Source organism: Christiangramia gaetbulicola, from assembly GCF_003054225.1.
GTDB lineage: Bacteria > Bacteroidota > Bacteroidia > Flavobacteriales > Flavobacteriaceae > Christiangramia > Christiangramia gaetbulicola.
Genome location: NZ_QBKQ01000002.1, coordinates 73,040 through 89,682, shown reverse-complemented (window position 1 = coordinate 89,682; position 16,643 = coordinate 73,040). Strand labels below are relative to the sequence as shown.

The 16,643-nt window shown below is 39.2% G+C and carries 17 protein-coding genes; 14 read left to right on the top strand and 3 right to left on the bottom strand.

Annotated features, from left to right (window positions below; all coding sequences use genetic code 11):
* The first annotated feature begins 1 nt into the window (after position 1).
* The 7 genes from C8P64_RS07040 to C8P64_RS07010 all read left to right on the top strand — a co-directional run bounded on the left by C8P64_RS07040 (position 2) and on the right by C8P64_RS07010 (position 8,294).
* Positions 2-916: a geranylgeranylglycerol-phosphate geranylgeranyltransferase gene (locus C8P64_RS07040; protein ID WP_108171378.1), complete on the top strand. Its 915-nt coding sequence runs from the start codon at positions 2-4 to the stop codon at positions 914-916.
* Positions 917-919: 3 nt separating this feature from the next.
* Complete coding sequence (locus C8P64_RS07035; RefSeq protein WP_108171377.1) at positions 920-1,507, top strand: Maf-like protein; 588 nt, start codon at positions 920-922, stop codon at positions 1,505-1,507.
* Between the two features lie 23 nt (positions 1,508-1,530).
* Positions 1,531-2,418 carry a septum formation inhibitor Maf gene (locus C8P64_RS07030; RefSeq protein WP_108171376.1) on the top strand — a complete coding sequence of 296 codons (888 nt, stop codon included), beginning with the start codon at positions 1,531-1,533 and terminating at the stop codon, positions 2,416-2,418.
* A complete protein-coding gene (locus C8P64_RS07025; RefSeq protein ID WP_108171375.1) occupies positions 2,418-2,957 on the top strand; it encodes a mechanosensitive ion channel domain-containing protein in 540 nt (179 codons plus the stop codon). Before C8P64_RS07030 ends, C8P64_RS07025 begins: the two co-directional genes overlap by 1 nt.
* Before the next feature lie 70 nt (positions 2,958-3,027).
* Positions 3,028-5,517 carry a PIG-L family deacetylase gene (locus tag C8P64_RS07020; protein WP_108171374.1) on the top strand — a complete coding sequence of 830 codons (2,490 nt, stop codon included), beginning with the start codon at positions 3,028-3,030 and terminating at the stop codon, positions 5,515-5,517.
* A 108-nt stretch (positions 5,518-5,625) separates the two neighbouring features.
* Positions 5,626-7,329, top strand: coding sequence for a sodium:solute symporter family protein (locus C8P64_RS07015; protein WP_108171373.1), 1,704 nt, complete (start codon positions 5,626-5,628; stop codon positions 7,327-7,329).
* The gene (locus C8P64_RS07010; protein WP_211307601.1) at positions 7,326-8,294 is read left to right on the top strand and encodes a Gfo/Idh/MocA family protein; all 969 of its coding nucleotides are present in this window, start codon (positions 7,326-7,328) and stop codon (positions 8,292-8,294) included. The genes C8P64_RS07015 and C8P64_RS07010 overlap by 4 nt, the downstream gene beginning before the upstream one ends.
* Before the next feature lie 121 nt (positions 8,295-8,415).
* Here C8P64_RS07010 and C8P64_RS07005 read toward each other — a convergent pair whose 3' ends face one another.
* Positions 8,416-9,264 carry a DUF2911 domain-containing protein gene (locus C8P64_RS07005; RefSeq protein ID WP_108171371.1) on the bottom strand — a complete coding sequence of 283 codons (849 nt, stop codon included), beginning with the start codon at positions 9,262-9,264 and terminating at the stop codon, positions 8,416-8,418.
* Between the two features lie 151 nt (positions 9,265-9,415).
* Between C8P64_RS07005 and C8P64_RS07000 the strand changes: the two genes are divergently transcribed.
* The 3 genes from C8P64_RS07000 to C8P64_RS06990 are packed head-to-tail and all read left to right on the top strand — an operon-like array spanning position 9,416 to position 11,936.
* A complete protein-coding gene (locus C8P64_RS07000) occupies positions 9,416-9,925 on the top strand; it encodes an SRPBCC family protein (protein WP_108171370.1) in 510 nt (169 codons plus the stop codon).
* Positions 9,926-9,930: 5 nt separating this feature from the next.
* Complete coding sequence (locus C8P64_RS06995) at positions 9,931-10,629, top strand: SDR family NAD(P)-dependent oxidoreductase (RefSeq protein WP_108171369.1); 699 nt, start codon at positions 9,931-9,933, stop codon at positions 10,627-10,629.
* Positions 10,629-11,936 (top strand): cryptochrome/photolyase family protein, encoded by a 1,308-nt coding sequence (locus tag C8P64_RS06990; RefSeq protein ID WP_108171368.1) that lies wholly within the window; start codon positions 10,629-10,631, stop codon positions 11,934-11,936. The genes C8P64_RS06995 and C8P64_RS06990 overlap by 1 nt, the downstream gene beginning before the upstream one ends.
* Here C8P64_RS06990 and kdsB read toward each other — a convergent pair.
* Together kdsB and C8P64_RS06980 are read right to left on the bottom strand one after the other, a co-directional pair.
* Positions 11,933-12,679, bottom strand: a complete 747-nt coding sequence (gene kdsB / locus C8P64_RS06985) for a 3-deoxy-manno-octulosonate cytidylyltransferase (protein ID WP_108171367.1) — start codon at positions 12,677-12,679, stop codon at positions 11,933-11,935. The genes C8P64_RS06990 and kdsB overlap by 4 nt on opposite strands.
* Before the next feature lie 23 nt (positions 12,680-12,702).
* On the bottom strand, positions 12,703-14,139 hold the full coding sequence (locus C8P64_RS06980) for an ATP-dependent DNA helicase (protein WP_108171366.1): 1,437 nt from the start codon (positions 14,137-14,139) through the stop codon (positions 12,703-12,705).
* Positions 14,140-14,263: 124 nt separating this feature from the next.
* On the opposite strand from C8P64_RS06980, the gene C8P64_RS06975 reads away from it, so the two are divergent.
* The 4 genes from C8P64_RS06975 to C8P64_RS06960 are packed head-to-tail and all read left to right on the top strand — an operon-like array spanning position 14,264 to position 16,643.
* Complete coding sequence (locus C8P64_RS06975) at positions 14,264-14,917, top strand: hypothetical protein (protein WP_108171365.1); 654 nt, start codon at positions 14,264-14,266, stop codon at positions 14,915-14,917.
* Complete coding sequence (locus C8P64_RS06970; RefSeq protein WP_108171364.1) at positions 14,901-15,713, top strand: DUF3822 family protein; 813 nt, start codon at positions 14,901-14,903, stop codon at positions 15,711-15,713. The genes C8P64_RS06975 and C8P64_RS06970 overlap by 17 nt, the downstream gene beginning before the upstream one ends.
* On the top strand, positions 15,713-16,246 hold the full coding sequence (locus C8P64_RS06965; RefSeq protein ID WP_108171363.1) for an RsmD family RNA methyltransferase: 534 nt from the start codon (positions 15,713-15,715) through the stop codon (positions 16,244-16,246). The genes C8P64_RS06970 and C8P64_RS06965 overlap by 1 nt, the downstream gene beginning before the upstream one ends.
* Positions 16,215-16,643, top strand: a complete 429-nt coding sequence (locus C8P64_RS06960; protein ID WP_146167192.1) for a hypothetical protein — start codon at positions 16,215-16,217, stop codon at positions 16,641-16,643. Before C8P64_RS06965 ends, C8P64_RS06960 begins: the two co-directional genes overlap by 32 nt.

Here is a 16,643-nt window from a genome sequence, read left to right as displayed (position 1 = left end):
CATGATGAGTTATTTAAAACTAATAAGAGCTGGAAACCTCGTTTTTATCGCTCTTACGATGTTCCTTATAAAATATGGCCTTTTCGAACCTTTTGGGGTGGCCATAACCTTAAATCTTTTCGGATTCTCCCTTCTCGTCCTTGCCGTGGTTACCGTGGCTGCTTCGGGATATGTGATCAATGATATTTTTGATGTTCCGGCAGACCTAAAGAACAAACCGGAGCGCACTTTTATTCATAAGGACATATCAGAAAAAGCAGCTTACAGGCTTTTCTTTATTTTGAATATCATTGGGGTTGGTCTTGGATTCTATCTTTCAAATATGATCGGGAGGCCGGGCTTTACCGCTTTCTTCATATTTGGATCGGCTATATTATATTTATACAATTCCCAGTTTCAGCAGACCATTCTTGTGGGTAACATATTTATAAGCCTGATAGTTGGTCTTATCCCGATAGGAGTTGGACTTTACGATCTTTTACCCGCCATTACTCCCGGGAATCAGCAAACCCAATCTACCATATTTTCAATTTTGATAGATTATTCCATTTTCGCTTTTCTTATAAATTTCCTTAGAGAAATAGTGAAAGATCAGCAGGATATCGATGGAGATTATAATGCTGGTTACCGCACCCTGCCCATCGTATTAGGTAAAAAACGAACTAATAAGGTCTTGTTTGCAATTGGACTATTACCGCTAGGATTTCTTATCTATTACATTTATCAGTATCTTTTTGAAAATACAATCGCAGTGGTTTACACACTGTTTTTACTGGTAGCTCCCCTACTCTTTTTCCAGATCAATATCTGGACTGCGGAAAAAAAATCTGAATACGGTAAATTGAGTTCAATTTTAAAAGCAGTGCTTTTCTTCGGATTGATTTCGATTGGCCTATTACAATTCATATTATTATAGATTATGCTGAAAGACTTACTTAAAGATCATGAGATCATACTGGCATCTGGTTCACCAAGAAGACAAAAGTTCTTTCAGGAGCTGGAGATCCCGGTGACCATAGACGTTAGACCGGTTGATGAAGTCTTTCCAGAGCACTTAAAAGAACAGGAGATCACCGATTACCTTTCTGCTCTAAAAGCGGAAGCTTTTAAGGACCTAAAAGACAACCAGGTTTTGATCACCAGCGATACCATCGTTTATAATGACGGTGAAGCTTTGGGAAAACCGAAGGACCATGACGAAGCTGTAAGAATGATAAAGGCTCTTTCAGGCAAAGATCATGAGGTCATCACCTCGGTTTGTTTTACAACTTCTAATTCTCAGAAAATACTGAACCACACCACCAGGGTTTATTTTTCAGAATTAAGCGATGAAGAGATAGAATATTACGTAAAAAATTATAAGCCATTCGATAAAGCAGGTGGTTATGCAATCCAGGAATGGATTGGTTTGATAGGCATCGAAAAAATCGAGGGCAGTTACTTTAATGTGGTAGGATTACCAACCCATCTGGTTTATAAAACGATAAAAGAACTGCTGAAAGTCTGAAATTTGTAACTTTAAAAGAAAATATGGTTCGCTTTTCTTACTTGTTTCTTCTTTTAGCCATCCTCGCTTCCTGTGAAGGAACTTCTTCACAAAAACAAAATCTGGATCTTTCAGATGAATTCAAAGAATACTGGTATTCCGGAGAAGCTGAGATCACCTCTTACGAATTGGAACAGGCCAGGTATGGTGAATTAAGAAAAGGCGAGGCTGTACTCATCTTTGTTACTGAAGATTTCTTACCAGAGGAACAGGTAAAAGCTAACACTTCAGCAAAGGAAAATATTTCAGTTTTAAAATTGAATGCGACCAAAAATTTCCTAACCGGCATCTATCCTTATAGTATTATGCAAAGTACCTTCTACCCTCTTGACGGGCAGGAGCATGCACTCAAAGTTTCAGCATCTATACAGGAATGGTGCGGGCAGGTTTACACTCAACTGAATAATCGTAATAAATACGAGATCACAAGTCATTCCTATTTTCAGGGTGAGGCAGATCAGGAATTCAGCCTGGAAAAGGCTACTTTGGAAAATGAGATCTGGAACATTCTTCGAATAGATTCTAACCAAGCTCCTACGGGTACACTTAAAATGATCCCTTCCCTGGAGTACTTGAGATTGAGCCATAAAGAACTAAAAGCCTACGAGGTTAATGCCGAATTTTACACCATAGACCACCTAAATGTATACAGGCTGGAATATCCCGAACTCAAGAGAAACCTGAAAATTTACTTCAGCAGGGCTTTTCCTTATACCATTGAAAAATGGGAAGAATCCTTTCTTTCAGGTTTTGGTGAAAATGAAAAAATCCTTACTACCAAAGCGATAAAAAAACAGCGTATAAAAAGTGATTACTGGAATAGGAATTCGAATAAAAATCTACCTTTGCGGGATAAACTGGAACTAAATTAATGTACGAAGTATTCTTAACTTATCGCGACGAATTAATCTACACGATTGCAGTTATCATCCTTTTAATGATCATTCAGTTTGTATTAAGGAAGGCAGCAAACAAAGTAGGAAAACGAAGTGAAATCAATATCACCAGGACCAGATTGATGTTCAAGTACATCAATATCCTTATTTTCCTGATCGCGGCATTTTTACTTTCTTTCGCCTGGGGCGTAGGTTTGTCTGAACTGGCTCTTATTTTCTCTTCTACTTTCGCGGTAATTGGAGTTGCCTTATTCGCGATCTGGTCTATATTAAGCAACATAACCTCAGGGATCATCATGTTCTTCTCGTTCCCTTACAAAATTGGAGATACGATTAAGATACATGATAAGGATCTTCCCATAGAGGCCGAAATTGAAGATATTAAAGCATTCCATCTGCATTTAAGAACATCAGATGGAGAATTGATCACCTATCCTAATAACCTTATTCTTCAAAAAGCAGTTTCGCTTATCGAAACTCACAGAAGGCATGACGAAGGCAAAGATGCCCTCTAAACCAAAAGAAGACTAAATTATTCGGATTGGAGGTTTTAAAGTTTTTATATTTGGTAAAACCCTTAATCTAATGCGGAAATTAGTTTTTGTCCTGATCCTTCTTTGCTTTTCATTCAGTAAAGCGCAGGCTCCGGAAAAATGGAGTTCTTCAGAAATATATAATCATATTAAAAAACTGAATTTTCTAGGTTCAGTTTTATATATCGCGGCACATCCCGATGATGAAAACACCAGGCTTATCTCCTATTTTTCTAATGAGAAAAATGCGAGAACAGCTTATTTATCCCTCACCAGGGGTGACGGTGGCCAGAATCTTATAGGTCCCGAATTAAGGGAACAACTTGGATTAATACGAACCCAAGAGTTACTCGCGGCACGACGAGTGGACGGCGGGGAACAATTCTTTACCCGCGCAAATGATTTTGGGTATTCAAAAGCACCTTCAGAAACTTTAGAGATCTGGAATAAAGACGCTGTTCTAAGCGATGTGGTCTGGATCATCAGGAAATTCAGACCCGATGTAATAATAAACAGGTTCGATCATAGAACCCCGGGCAGCACCCATGGTCATCATACCTCTTCTGCCATATTGAGTGTAGAGGCATTTGATCTTGCCGGGAAAAAGACGGCCTACCAGGAGCAACTTGATTATGTAAAACCTTTTCAACCCAAACGACTTTTCTTTAATACCTCTCCCTGGTTCTATGGAGGAGATGAAGCATTTGCAGCTGCAGACAAATCCAAGTTCCTGAGCTTCGATACCGGCACCTATTTTCCATTACGAGGAATGTCTAACACCGAGATCGCTTCCATCAGCAGAAGTCAGCATCGTTCACAGGGATTTGGAAGCACCGGTAGCCGTGGAAAGCAAATGGAGTATCTCGAACTTTTAAAGGGAGATATGCCATCAAAAGAAGCTGATGTTTTCGACGGAATTGACACCAGCTGGAATCGGGTAAAAGGCGGTGAAGAGATCGGGAAGATACTTGCCGAAGTTGAAAATGATTTTGATTTTGCCGATCCATCCAAAAGTCTCCCACAACTTGTGCAGGCTTATAATTTAATACAGGACCTGGAAGATGGTCACTGGAAAGAGGTGAAAACTGAAGAGATCAAAGATATCATCTACGCCTGCTCCGGTCTTTATTTGGAGGCGGTTGCAGAAAAGCCTTTTATCACGCCATCTGAAGAACTACAGGTAAACCTGGAAGCGATAAACAGAAGTAACATGGATATCGTTTTGAATTCGGTGGAATTAACTCCGAACAATTCGGTAATGAAACCTCAGGTAAGCCTTAAAAATAATAATGGCTGGGATAGCAATATGACTTTCAGGATCCCTCCTACGGCCGAATATACGACACCTTACTGGCTGGAAGAAACCGGAACCATGGGTATGTACACGGTAAATGATCAGAAATTAAGGGGGCTGCCCGAGACTCCTTTAAATACCAAGGCAACTTTCAACTTATCGCTTAACGGAACTCCTGTAAGTTTCGATAGACCGGTTGTCTATAAATATAATGACAATGTTTATGGAGAAACCTATAAGAATTTTGAGGTCGTACCCCCAGTAGATCTAAAATTTAAAGAGGATGTGCTTATTTTCAATACGGTTGAACCCAAAGAGATCAGTATACAGGTTACTTCAAAAAGGTCGAATTTAAAAGGAGAGTTAAACCTTAGGGCCGGTAATGGCTGGAAGGTAGAACCTATAAAAACCAGTTTTTCAATAGAAACATCTGGCGGTACCGAGAATTTAAGATTTAAAATAACACCTCCAGAAGGTCAGAACGAGACCAGGCTTATTCCTGAAGCTACCATTAACGGGAAAGTATATAGCCAAAATCTGGTGGAGATCAATTACGAACATATCCCCGATCAAAACCTGATAGTTCCTGCAAGCCTGAAACTTGTGAAACTTAATATCAGTAAAAAAGGACAGAATATAGCTTATATCGAAGGTGCCGGAGACGTGGTACCAGAGAGCCTGGAACAAATTGGATATACGGTCACAAAGATTTCCCCTCAAGATATTACTGCTAATTCCCTTAAGAAATATGATGCGGTGGTTTTGGGAATAAGAGCTTTTAATGTTATAGGCGCCCTTAAATTCAAACAGGATATATTACATGAATACGTGAAAGATGGCGGCACGATGATCGTGCAGTATAATACCAATCGCGGCCTGGTGGTGAATGATCTTTCACCTTACAAATTGAGCTTATCCCGAAACCGGGTCACCAATGAAAATGCCGAGGTTAGTTTTTTAGCCCCAGATCATCCTGTTTTAAATACGCCTAATAAACTTACCAAAGCAGATTTCGATGGCTGGGTACAGGAACGCGGATTGTATTTTCCAGGCAGCTGGGATGAAAATTTCACTCCTATCTTCAGCATGCATGATGAAGGAGAAACGCCTAGCAATGGCAGCCTGCTGGTAGCAGAATACGGTGAAGGATATTACATCTATACCGGAATCAGCTTTTTCAGACAATTTCCGGAAGCCGTTCCCGGAGCCTTCAGACTTTTTGCGAATCTAATCTCAATAGGTAAATAATGGAAAAACCTGAAACTTACCATTGGAAAAAGAGCTACACCCTGGTACTTGTCGCCAACGCGATCTACATACTGGCGTTTTATTTAATAATGAATTATTTCGCCTAATATGCAGTTAATAGATTGGATCATCCTTACCGGAACTATAGCCTTTATTGTATGGTATGGAGTATATAAATCACGTGGAAGTAAGAATGTCGAAGATTATATAGGTGGAGGTAAAAATGCCAAATGGTGGACCATAGGTCTGTCGGTTATGGCTACCCAGGCCAGCGCGATCACTTTCCTTTCCACCCCGGGACAGGCCTTTCATGATGGGATGGGCTTTGTGCAGTTCTATTTTGGATTGCCTATCGCCATGGTGATCATTTGTATGGTTTTTATCCCTATATATCACCGGCTGAAGGTCTATACCGCTTACGAATATCTCGAATCAAGGTTCGATCGTAAGACACGGACCTTAACTGCGATTCTTTTCCTTGTACAACGAGGTCTTGCTGCCGGTATTACAATTTTTGCACCGGCTATCGTTCTTTCAGCTGTACTTGGATGGAACCTCACTACGTTAACCGTAATTATTGGGGTGCTGGTAATTATCTATACCGTTTCTGGGGGAACCAAAGCCGTAAGCGTAACCCATAAGCAACAGATGGCGGTGATATTCACCGGTATGGTCGTCGCTTTTTTTATAATCTTAAGTTACCTGCCAGATTCGGTAAGTTTCACTAATGCTTTGGAAATCGCTGGCAAAGGTGGTAAAATGAATGTGCTGGACTATTCGTTCGATTTTGAGAATCGCTACACCCTCTGGAGTGGACTCATAGGCGGAAGCTTCCTGGCTCTCTCCTATTTTGGAACAGATCAAAGCCAGGTACAAAGATATCTTTCAGGCGGATCTGTCAGGGAAAGTCAGTTGGGAATGATCTTTAACGGTTTACTCAAAGTCCCATTACAGTTCTTTATACTTCTGGTAGGTGTTATGGTTTTTGTTTTCTACCAGTTCAATACCGCTCCTTTAAACTTTAATCCCGCCGCGACAGAAACTGTACTGAATTCAAATTACGCTGAACAGTATAAGGACCTTATGCTGGTAAATGACGAAATACAGGAAAGAAAACAAAATATAAGCCTGGAATATGCTGAAAATAGATCTTCTTACAATGAAGCTCAAACGGCCGATTTTGAAAAGGAATACCTTCAGCTTGAGAAGCAGCAGAAAGAAGTTCGGGAAGAAGCCAAATTATTCATAGACGCTTCAGATGAAGATGCTGAAAGTAATGATAAGGATTATGTATTTATCCACTTTATTCTGAATAACCTGCCACGAGGATTTATCGGCCTCTTACTGGCGGTGATACTATCTGCGGCCATGTCTTCCACGGCATCAGAACTTAACGCGCTTGCTTCTACTACGGTTATAGATCTTTACAGACGTAACCATGAAGAGGCCAAAAGTGAAGAACATTACCTGGCAGCATCTAAGTGGTTTACCTTGATGTGGGGTGTCATTGCCATTGCTTTTGCCAGTCTCGCCGATCTTTTTGATAACCTTATTCAACTGGTAAATATAATTGGAAGTCTTTTCTACGGAAATGTACTCGGAATATTCCTGCTGGCATTTTTCATAAAACCTGTAAAAAGCAACGCGGTATTTATCGCTGCTATCATTACCCAGGCGATCATATTCCTGGTTTTTGAACTTGAGCTTATGCCCTATTTATGGCTCAATGTTCTTGGATGTGCACTGGTGATGGCTATCGCTTATTTCATACAGCTTTTTACGAAGAATAAAACTGAATTAAAGACAACATGAAAAAGGTAAATTGGGGAATCATAGGTCTGGGAAAGATCGCGAACAAATTTGCTGAAGATCTTTCTGCAACCAGGACCGCACAACTATATGCCGTAGCCAGTAGAAGTAGTGAGAATGCACTTTCTTTTGCTGAAAAACATGGTGCAAAAGCAGGCTATGGCTCCTACGAGCAAATAATGCAGGACGAGAAGGTAGACGTCATTTATATCGCGACGCCGCATGTATTTCACCATGAGCTTACCGTGCAGTGTTTAAAAAATGGCAAAGCAATATTATGTGAAAAGCCTTTTGCCATGAATATTAAGGAAGCTCGTGAAATGATTAAGCTTTCCCGAAAAGAAGGTGTTTTCCTGATGGAAGCTTTATGGACCAGGTTTCTACCCCATTTTCAATTGGTGATGGATAAGGTGCAGTCCGGCGAAATGGGAAAGATCAAGTCTTTAAAAGCTGATTTTGGATTTAAGGCGGAATTTGACAAATCCAAGCGCCTGTTTAATAAGGACCTTGGCGGCGGTAGTCTCCTTGATATTGGGATCTACCCGGTATTTTTGGCTTACAGCCTTCTTGGAAAACCCGATAAAATTGAGGCAAAAGCTAGATTCACCGAAACCAATGTGGATGCGTCCTGTGATATCAGGTTCAATTACAATGATGGAGTCCAGGCAGAATTGTTTTCAACCTTATTGGAAAAGACTCCCACTACTGGAGAAATAGAACTGGAAAAAGGAAAGATATTTTTAAACTCCAGGTTTCATGAGCCTACCTCTGTAAGGATCACTTCTGAAGGAAATGAAGAAACTTTTGATTTTGGAGTAAAGACCAGGGGATACAATTTTGAAGCGGAGCATGTAACTAAAATGCTGCAACAGGGAAAAACAGAAAGTGACATCTGGCCACTTGATAAAACCCTTGGATTGATGGAACTTCTTGATGCCATCAGAGAACAGATCGGTTTAGAGTATTAAAAAAGGTTTTCCTGTTTACCCGTCTTCCTGAACTATTTTCAGGACCTTATGAGAAACTGAAATAAATTCAGCTTGACGAAATAATATAGGAAAACCTTTAATATTATAAACTAGGAGAAAATTATTTACTTCCTTCCCACTCCGCAATAGATTCTTTATTCATTTTCACGTAATCGGCGTTATTAGCCTTTTCAGCAGAAGCCAAAGACTTTTTAGCGGTCGCGATCGCCTGATCTTTTTTACCCATTTCGGCTTCGATCAAAGACTTTCTTCTTAACATCCAGAACGCCTGATCCCCTGCCATTTCGGTAGCTTTGCTCACCCATTCGTAAGCTTTATTAAGATCTTTTCCTGCTTCGTGGTAATAGCTTCCGGCTGCAAAATAATCATTAGCTGTTGGGCCATTCATCACCTTTTCTATACTGGCCGTTGCAATTTCTTCTGTAGGAACTCCCAGAGATAAAGTTGCTTTGGTATTTGCCCAGGCAAAATTCAAACTTGCTGAATCATTTTTAAGATCATGGATCATTATCGTAAAAGATTCCATGGTCATTGGTAGCTTGGTAACTTCAGCTTTAGCCTTTAATGCTACTTTAGACTCATCCCAGTTTTGAGGTACGCCCCAATTATCTGTAGAGGAATAGAACATCATTTCCCATGAATCTTTATTCGGGATCGAATAGATAGAATATGAACCTTTTTTTAGTTTCTTCCCGTTGATCATTACATCTGTACTGAAGGTGATCTTGGTATTGGCATTTGCCCCGGTTCTCCATACCTCACCATAGGGAACAAGATCGCCAAATATGGTTCTTCCTCTCATTGCAGGCCTGGAATATTCAAGGGTAACATCGGTAAGCCCTACCTTTTGTTCGATCTTAATCGCCGGACTTGGTTGGGGAGTTTGTATCTGAGCACTTACAGAAACTGTAAGACACATAATGAATACAAGAGATAATAGTTTTTTCATGCTTTTAAATTTTAGTTTAAGTAAATATAACAAGAAGCTGTTGTAAAAGAACACAAAAATAGGCTTTTCAAGAGAATGGTTTATATTTTGTTTAACTTTAATTATTTCCTTTTAAACAAAATGAAATGTAATTTTATCCCAAATAATAAGAATGAAACTTTATAATTTACACAGCACCCAGAAATCACCTATTTCAGTTGAAGAGGCCTGGAACTTCCTTTCAGACCCTCGCAACCTGAAGGTTATCACTCCCGATTATATGGGATTTGAGATCCTTTCTGGTGCAGACCGGCCTATGTTCCCGGGACAAATTATCCAATATATAGTTACACCAATTGCCGGTATCAAGACAAAATGGGTAACCGAAATTACCCACGTTAAAGAAGGAGAATATTTTGTGGACGAACAACGGTTCGGACCCTACTCTCTCTGGCACCATAAGCACTTTATAAAGGCGATTCCCGGAGGTGTGGAAATGGAAGATGTGATAGATTATAAATTACCAATGGGAATACTGGGACAAATGGCCCATCCTTTCCTGGTAAAACCAAAGCTTCAGGAAATATTTGATTACAGACAGGAAAAGCTCCTGGAACTTTTTGGTGAATACCAGGAAGAGATTTCAAAAACAGAAACCCTAAAACAGGATATATTAAACTAATCATTATGAAAAAAAATATATTATTAATAGGTGGCTCTACCGGAATTGGATTTCAGATCTCAGAAATTCTGAGTAATGACCACAATATTATTGTAGCATCCCGAAATACCGGGGACCTGGATACCGATAAAATCACCCATCTTGATTTTGATGTTTTAAAAGATGATATCAAAGACCTTGATCTTCCAGATCAGATCGACGGATTCGTATATTGTCCAGGATCTATTGACCTGAAACCTTTCAAAATGATAAAACCGGAAAGTTTTGAAAAAGAAATGCAGCTAAACTTTTTTGGAATGGTTAGAAGTGTGCAGGGAGTTCTGGATAAACTGAAAAAATCTCCACAGGCTAGCTTGGTGTTCTTTAGTACAGTGGCGGTAAAAGTTGGAATGCCATTCCATACGAATGTTGCCGCGGCAAAAGGCGCGATCGAAGGTTTTGCCAAATCACTAGCGGCAGAATACGCTCCAAATTTCAGGGTAAATGTGATCGCTCCTTCTCTTACCGATACCCCTTTAGCGGAGAAATTATTATCCAACGATGATAAAAGAGAAAAAATGAATAACAGGCATCCGCTTAAAAGAGTTGGAGAAGCTAAAGATATTGCAAACTTAGCTGCATTTTTACTTAGCGATAACAGTAGCTGGATCACCGGCCAGACACTAGGCGTTGATGGCGGTTTATCTACAATAAACAATAATTAATGGGAAAGGAAGTAAATATCTTTTGGTTTAGAAGAGATCTGAGACTTGATGATAATGCCGGTTTTAAGGCTGCACTTCGCGATGATCTACCGGTTCTACCCATTTTTATTTTTGATAAGGAGATCCTGGATAAACTTCCTGAAGATGATGCCAGGGTGAGCTTTATTTTTGAGACCCTGCAAAAAATGCGCGATAAGCTGCAGGAGGAAAATGGAAGTTCTATTGGAATGTATCATGGAACCCCGGAAGAAGTTTTTAAAGATCTCATCAAGGATCATAAAATAGGAAAGGTGTTCACCAACAGGGATTATGAACCTTATGCTAAGGAAAGGGATAAAAAAATCAAAGACCTTTTAGAAGATAATGATATTGAATTCCTTGACTTTAAAGACCAGGTTATCTTTGAGAAAGATGAAGTGGTGAAACAGGACGGAGATCCTTACGTGGTATATACTCCCTACAAAAATACCTGGCGTGAGAAATTCAAGAATACCGAACTCGATTTCCATTATACCAAGAGATATAGCGACAACCTCATTGAAAATAGCAGGTTACCAAATCTCAGTTTAAGCGATATGGGTTTCAAAAAATCTTCCATAGAAGTTCCAGATTATCAGGTCACCCCCGGTCTTATTCAGGATTATAAAGATAAACGCGACTACCCTGCCGTAGAAGGTACTTCCAGGTTAGGTCCACATCTTCGGTTTGGAACGGTAAGCGTTCGCCAGATGGTAAGAGATGCTAATAAGGAAAAAAACAAAACCTTTCTGGACGAATTGGTCTGGAGAGAATTCTTTATGCAGATACTTCACCATTATCCCGATACCACTACCGAAGCTTTCAAAAAGAAGTACGATCGTATCGAATGGCGTAACAATGAAGATGAATTCGAATTATGGAAAGAGGGAAAAACCGGTTATCCCCTGGTAGATGCAGGAATGCGCCAATTAAATAAGTCTGGTTATATGCATAATCGCGTAAGAATGTTAGTGGCTTCTTTTCTTTGTAAACATTTATTGATTGACTGGCGCTGGGGCGAAGCATATTTTGCTGAAAAACTACTGGATTACGAAATGTCTTCTAATGTAGGGAACTGGCAATGGGCTGCTGGTAGTGGGGTTGATGCTGCGCCTTATTTCAGAATATTTAATCCTACCACCCAGATAGATAAGTTCGACAAGAATAAAGAATATATTAAAGAATGGGTACCTGAATTCGGCACAGATGATTATCCGGAAAAAATGGTTGATCATAAGGAGGCTCGTGAACGTGCACTAAAAACCTATAAGGAAGCTGTTAATAATTAACTTAACAGCTTTCTTGCTTTTTCAAGATCCTCAGGAGTATCTATACCTATACTTTTTACACTGGTTTCTACCATCTTGATCTTTTTACCGTATTCAAGATATCTTATACATTCGATCTTTTCAGCAGCTTCCAATGGCAACATAGGCAGCCTGTAAAAATCCATCAAAGCAGATTTTCTAAAGGCATAGATCCCAATATGCTTATAATAAGTCACTTTGGCTGAAGTATCCCTGGGATAAGGAATAGGGAACCTTGAGAAATACAAAGCAAAATCTTCTTTCCCGGTGATGACCTTTACATTATTAGGATTTGTGATCTCATCGCTCTCTTTAAGGGCAGTTTTAAGAGAAGCCAGGTCTATTTCTTCAGCTCCTTCCTGCTGAAATACTTCCAGCAAACTCGCCAGGCTGTTCTTATCTATAAATGGCTCGTCTCCCTGAACATTTACCACGATATCAACATTCATGTGTTCAACAGCTTCAGCAATACGATCGCTTCCACATTCATGCTCCTTCTTACTTCTTATAACCTGTCCACCAGCGTTAATAATTTCATCAAAGATTTTCTGACTATCTGTAACTACATATACTTCATCAAAAAACCCGGTTCTTACCGCAGCTTCATAAGTACGGGTGATCACAGTTTTCCCATTAAGGTCTTGCATTAATTTACCCGGAAATCTCGATGCTTCATAACGAGCGGGAATCATCGCTATGATCTTATTTTTAGCTGGTCCTTTCATAAATTTTTCAGTAAAAGTAATAATTAGTTAGATGTGAAAAAATCATCGCCAAAGCCTATGAGGTATAATTTATCCTGAGCCCTGGTTACGGCCGTATAAAGCCACCTTAGGTACTCCTTTCCTACTCCGTTCGGTAAATAAGGCTGCTCAATAAATACATTTTTCCATTGTCCACCTTGCGATTTGTGGCAGGTAATGGCATAAGAGAATTTGATCTGCAAAGCGTTGAAGTATTTATTGTTCTTAACCTTCATGAACTGCTTATACTTCGAACGCTCATCAGCATAATCCTTTTTCACCTCTTCATAGAGCTTATTAGATTCCTCGTAAGTTAGCGAAGGAGTATTACTAGTAAGTGTATCCAGCATGATAACGGTTTCAAAAGGTCTCATTTTAGGATAATCTACCATTTGCACCTGCACTTCCGCAAAGCGGAAACCATACAATTCCTTAAATCCGAAGATTTCAAGAACCTTAACTATATCTCCATTGGCGATAAAACCAGCTTCACTGGTAGGTTTTACCCAGAAATAATTATTCTTGACCACCATAAGATAATCCCCGGCAGAAAGTTCTTCTTCCTGGAAAAGTATTCTGGACCTTATTTGCTGATTGTATAAATTGGCCCTTTTATTGGAACGCACAATGATACTGGTGTCTTCATATCCATTGATGCCGTAAGAATCCTGTATGGCGTCCATGATCTCATAGCCATCCACCAGTCTAACCACATCTGCATTTTGAGTAAGTTCAAATTTGAAGCTTTCGTAAAACCCCTCCTGTAAACTTTCCCTGATGAGGGTTGCATTATGAAGAATATCACTGCCTTCACTTTGCCTTACCACTTCGTCAAGCTCTATGAACGAAACTTCTTTATTGTAATTCATTCTGAGTTTTTCCTCTTCCAGAGCAGGGCTCAGTTCCATTTTCACTGGAGGAAGCTGGGCCGTATCCCCAATAAGAATTAACTGACAGTTATGCCCCTGATATACATATTGAATAAGGTCGTCTAAAAGAGATCCGTTCTCAAATAATTTTGAATTTCCCCCATCATCTGAGATCATCGAGGCTTCATCTACAATAAAAAGTGAATTTTTATGCTTATTTGGCTGCAAGGTAAATTGCACCCCTCCTCCACTGGATTTCTTCGGAAAATAAATCTTTTTATGGATCGTAAATGCTTCCTTTTTAGAATAATTCGAGATGACCTTTGCCGCACGGCCGGTGGGAGCAAGTAAAACACCAGATTTCCTGATCTTCCATAAGTTCTTTACCAGCGTACTGATAATGGTCGTCTTCCCTGTTCCTGCGAATCCCTTTAAAAGAAAAAGCCGGTCTTTCCCTCCGTTTACGACGAATTCAGATAACATTTGTAAAGCAACATTTTGTTTATCTGTTGCAGCAAATCCAAGATCATCAATTAAGAGTTTGAAAAAGGAATCCGGAGTGGTTTTTTCCATATAAAGTGCATAAAATCTCAAAGATAAGAATGGATTTTTATGACAGAAACTTTTACGAATAAAAAAAAGTTGTAGATTTGCGTGTAACCAATAACCTTCAAATTAAAACATAAACTTTTAGAGCATGAGATTTGTAATACAGATACTTCTTTGGTTGGTAATTATCTTCCTGGCATATCTTACTTTCAACGCGGTTTACGAACCGATCCAATTCAACAAAATAAAAGAAAAAAGATACGCTAAGGTTATCAAGAACCTTAAGGATATCAGATCTTCTGAATTAGCGCATAAAGAGGTAACTGGAAAATTTCAGGGAGACTGGGATAGCCTGGTAAAATTCCTTGATACTGCAGAGTTCGCTATTACTCAACGTAGAGATACAACGTATCTTGATGAGGAATACAAGAAAACATATGGTGTAGACCAGTATATAGAAAGTGTAGTTATCGATACTCTAGGTTTCGTACCGGTAAAAGACTCATTGTTCAAAGGCAACGAAGAAAGATACCGCAACATGATGAATATTCCTATCGAAGGTGTTGATGCTAAATTTGACCTTGAAGCAGGAACTATCACTAAAGGTGAATCACAAATTCCTGTTTTCGAAGTAAAAGTTGCTAAAGCTACGATTCTTGCCGATCAAGACAGAACATTGGTTCTTCAGGAAAACGAGATCCAGTCTGTTGATGATGTAAACGGAAGATACATTAGCGTAGGTTCTATGAGCGAGGTCAATACCAGCGGTAACTGGCCAAAAGTTTATGGTGACAACGAATAACGAAACAAACCACTATAAGAAACTGTCCATTCAGGTTAGCCTGAATGGACTTTCTTTTTGTATCCTGCAGAAGGATACCATCAGCTATTTCAAGAAGGTTAACTTTAAGAAACAGCTTGATCCCATAAAAATTCTCAAGAAAATTGAGGAAATCTATGAGCAGGAAGAAATGCTCAACCAGGAAGTAGACGAGGTAAATCTTATTTTCAACAACGCCCTCTTCAGTCTTGTTCCAGAAAAGTTATTCGACGAAGAACAGGCCGCTAGTTATCTTAAGTTCAATACCCGTATCCTTAAGACAGATTTTATCGCCTTTGATAACCTGAAGGATGAAATCGTAAACGTCTATATCCCCTACACCAACATCATTAATTACTTTTTTGACCGGTATGGTGAATTCGAATACCGTCACGGCTTAAGTATTCTTATAGATTCTTTACTGGAGTTACCAAAAGAAACTACCGGACCAAAAGTTTATCTTCATGCTCTTTTTGGTCATTATGAGCTTGTGATCATTGAAAATGGAAAACTGATCTTTGCGAACAGTTTTGAATATGATACCAAGGAAGACTTTTTATACTATCTTCTTTTTACTGCCGAACAGTTAAACCTGGATCCCAATAAATTTGAACTTATCCTGATGGGTGATATCAATAAGGATTCTGAAGAATATAAAATGATCTGGGATTATATTAAGAATATTTCTTTTATGGGACCATTCCATCCTTTTACCTTTGAAGAAAAGGCTAAACCTGAACAAGAACTGTCAGAATACCTTTTAATTAAATCTTTATAATGCGAATTATTTCAGGCACTCATAAAGGAAGAAGGATCATTGCTCCTTCAAAATTACCGGTGCGTCCAACTACAGATGTAGCGAAGGAGGCTTTGTTCAATATCCTTAATAATCTTTACCATATTTCCTCGGTAAGCGTCGTGGATCTTTTTTCGGGAACCGGAAATATCTCCTACGAATTTGCCGCAAGAGGATCTGAAAACATCACCGCGGTAGACGCTAATTTTGAATGTATCAAATTCATAAAGAAAACTTCTGCTGAACTGGATTTCCCAATTACTACGATTAAAAGTGATGTCTTCAAATATCTAGAAAAGGCACCGATCAAGGCAGATATTATTTTTGCAGACCCTCCTTATGACCTGGAAAAATCTGATTTCGCTAAAATACCTGAACTTGTTTTTGAGAGATCCTTACTCAATGAAGATGGTCAGCTAATTGTGGAACACTCCAAGCACACAGACCTATCAGACCTGGAAAACTTCCGGGAAAGTAGAAAATATGGAAGTTCAGTTTTTTCATTCTTCGAATAAATGGCTATCTTTCATCATGACCCTGCCATTAAAAACAAAGAAATTAAGTTTCACTACGCTCGAATTCTATGATTCTGTAGTGGTCTCGACAATTAAGGAAGATATTGTTTTTGACCAGGAACATGTTAACGAGCTAAGACAGATCTGCAGTGAGCATTTTGGAGATAAAGGCTATGTCTATATCACCAACCGGAAAAATAATTATAATGTGAACCCGGTTATTTATATAGATCTTATTCAGACCAATACTTTAAAAGGTATTGCCGTGATCAGTCAGAAAATGGAAAGGTTGCAAACAGCCAATTTCGAAAAGAAGTTCTCCCCTGTTCCTTACGAGTTGTTTCAAAATAGAGAAGAAGCTATCGCCTGGGCCCAAAGTCTTGTCTCGGCCAACTAA

What these genes read in the sequence shown, in the direction of transcription:
- C8P64_RS07035 (WP_108171377.1), top strand. Translation starts at nt 920, where the DNA reads ATGCTGAAAGACTTACTTAAAGATCATGAGATCATACTGGCATCTGGT.
- C8P64_RS07030 (WP_108171376.1), top strand. Translation starts at nt 1,531, where the DNA reads ATGGTTCGCTTTTCTTACTTGTTTCTTCTTTTAGCCATCCTCGCTTCC.
- C8P64_RS06965 (WP_108171363.1), top strand. Translation starts at nt 15,713, where the DNA reads ATGCGAATTATTTCAGGCACTCATAAAGGAAGAAGGATCATTGCTCCT.
- C8P64_RS06995 (WP_108171369.1), top strand. Translation starts at nt 9,931, where the DNA reads ATGAAAAAAAATATATTATTAATAGGTGGCTCTACCGGAATTGGATTT.
- C8P64_RS06960 (WP_146167192.1), top strand. Translation starts at nt 16,215, where the DNA reads ATGGAAGTTCAGTTTTTTCATTCTTCGAATAAATGGCTATCTTTCATC.
- C8P64_RS07015 (WP_108171373.1), top strand. Translation starts at nt 5,626, where the DNA reads ATGCAGTTAATAGATTGGATCATCCTTACCGGAACTATAGCCTTTATT.
- C8P64_RS07000 (WP_108171370.1), top strand. Translation starts at nt 9,416, where the DNA reads ATGAAACTTTATAATTTACACAGCACCCAGAAATCACCTATTTCAGTT.
- C8P64_RS06975 (WP_108171365.1), top strand. Translation starts at nt 14,264, where the DNA reads ATGAGATTTGTAATACAGATACTTCTTTGGTTGGTAATTATCTTCCTG.
- kdsB (WP_108171367.1), bottom strand. Translation starts at nt 12,679, where the DNA reads ATGAAAGGACCAGCTAAAAATAAGATCATAGCGATGATTCCCGCTCGT.
- C8P64_RS07040 (WP_108171378.1), top strand. Translation starts at nt 2, where the DNA reads ATGATGAGTTATTTAAAACTAATAAGAGCTGGAAACCTCGTTTTTATC.
- C8P64_RS06980 (WP_108171366.1), bottom strand. Translation starts at nt 14,139, where the DNA reads ATGGAAAAAACCACTCCGGATTCCTTTTTCAAACTCTTAATTGATGAT.
- C8P64_RS06990 (WP_108171368.1), top strand. Translation starts at nt 10,629, where the DNA reads ATGGGAAAGGAAGTAAATATCTTTTGGTTTAGAAGAGATCTGAGACTT.
- C8P64_RS07005 (WP_108171371.1), bottom strand. Translation starts at nt 9,264, where the DNA reads ATGAAAAAACTATTATCTCTTGTATTCATTATGTGTCTTACAGTTTCT.
- C8P64_RS06970 (WP_108171364.1), top strand. Translation starts at nt 14,901, where the DNA reads ATGGTGACAACGAATAACGAAACAAACCACTATAAGAAACTGTCCATT.
- C8P64_RS07010 (WP_211307601.1), top strand. Translation starts at nt 7,326, where the DNA reads ATGAAAAAGGTAAATTGGGGAATCATAGGTCTGGGAAAGATCGCGAAC.
- C8P64_RS07020 (WP_108171374.1), top strand. Translation starts at nt 3,028, where the DNA reads ATGCGGAAATTAGTTTTTGTCCTGATCCTTCTTTGCTTTTCATTCAGT.
- C8P64_RS07025 (WP_108171375.1), top strand. Translation starts at nt 2,418, where the DNA reads ATGTACGAAGTATTCTTAACTTATCGCGACGAATTAATCTACACGATT.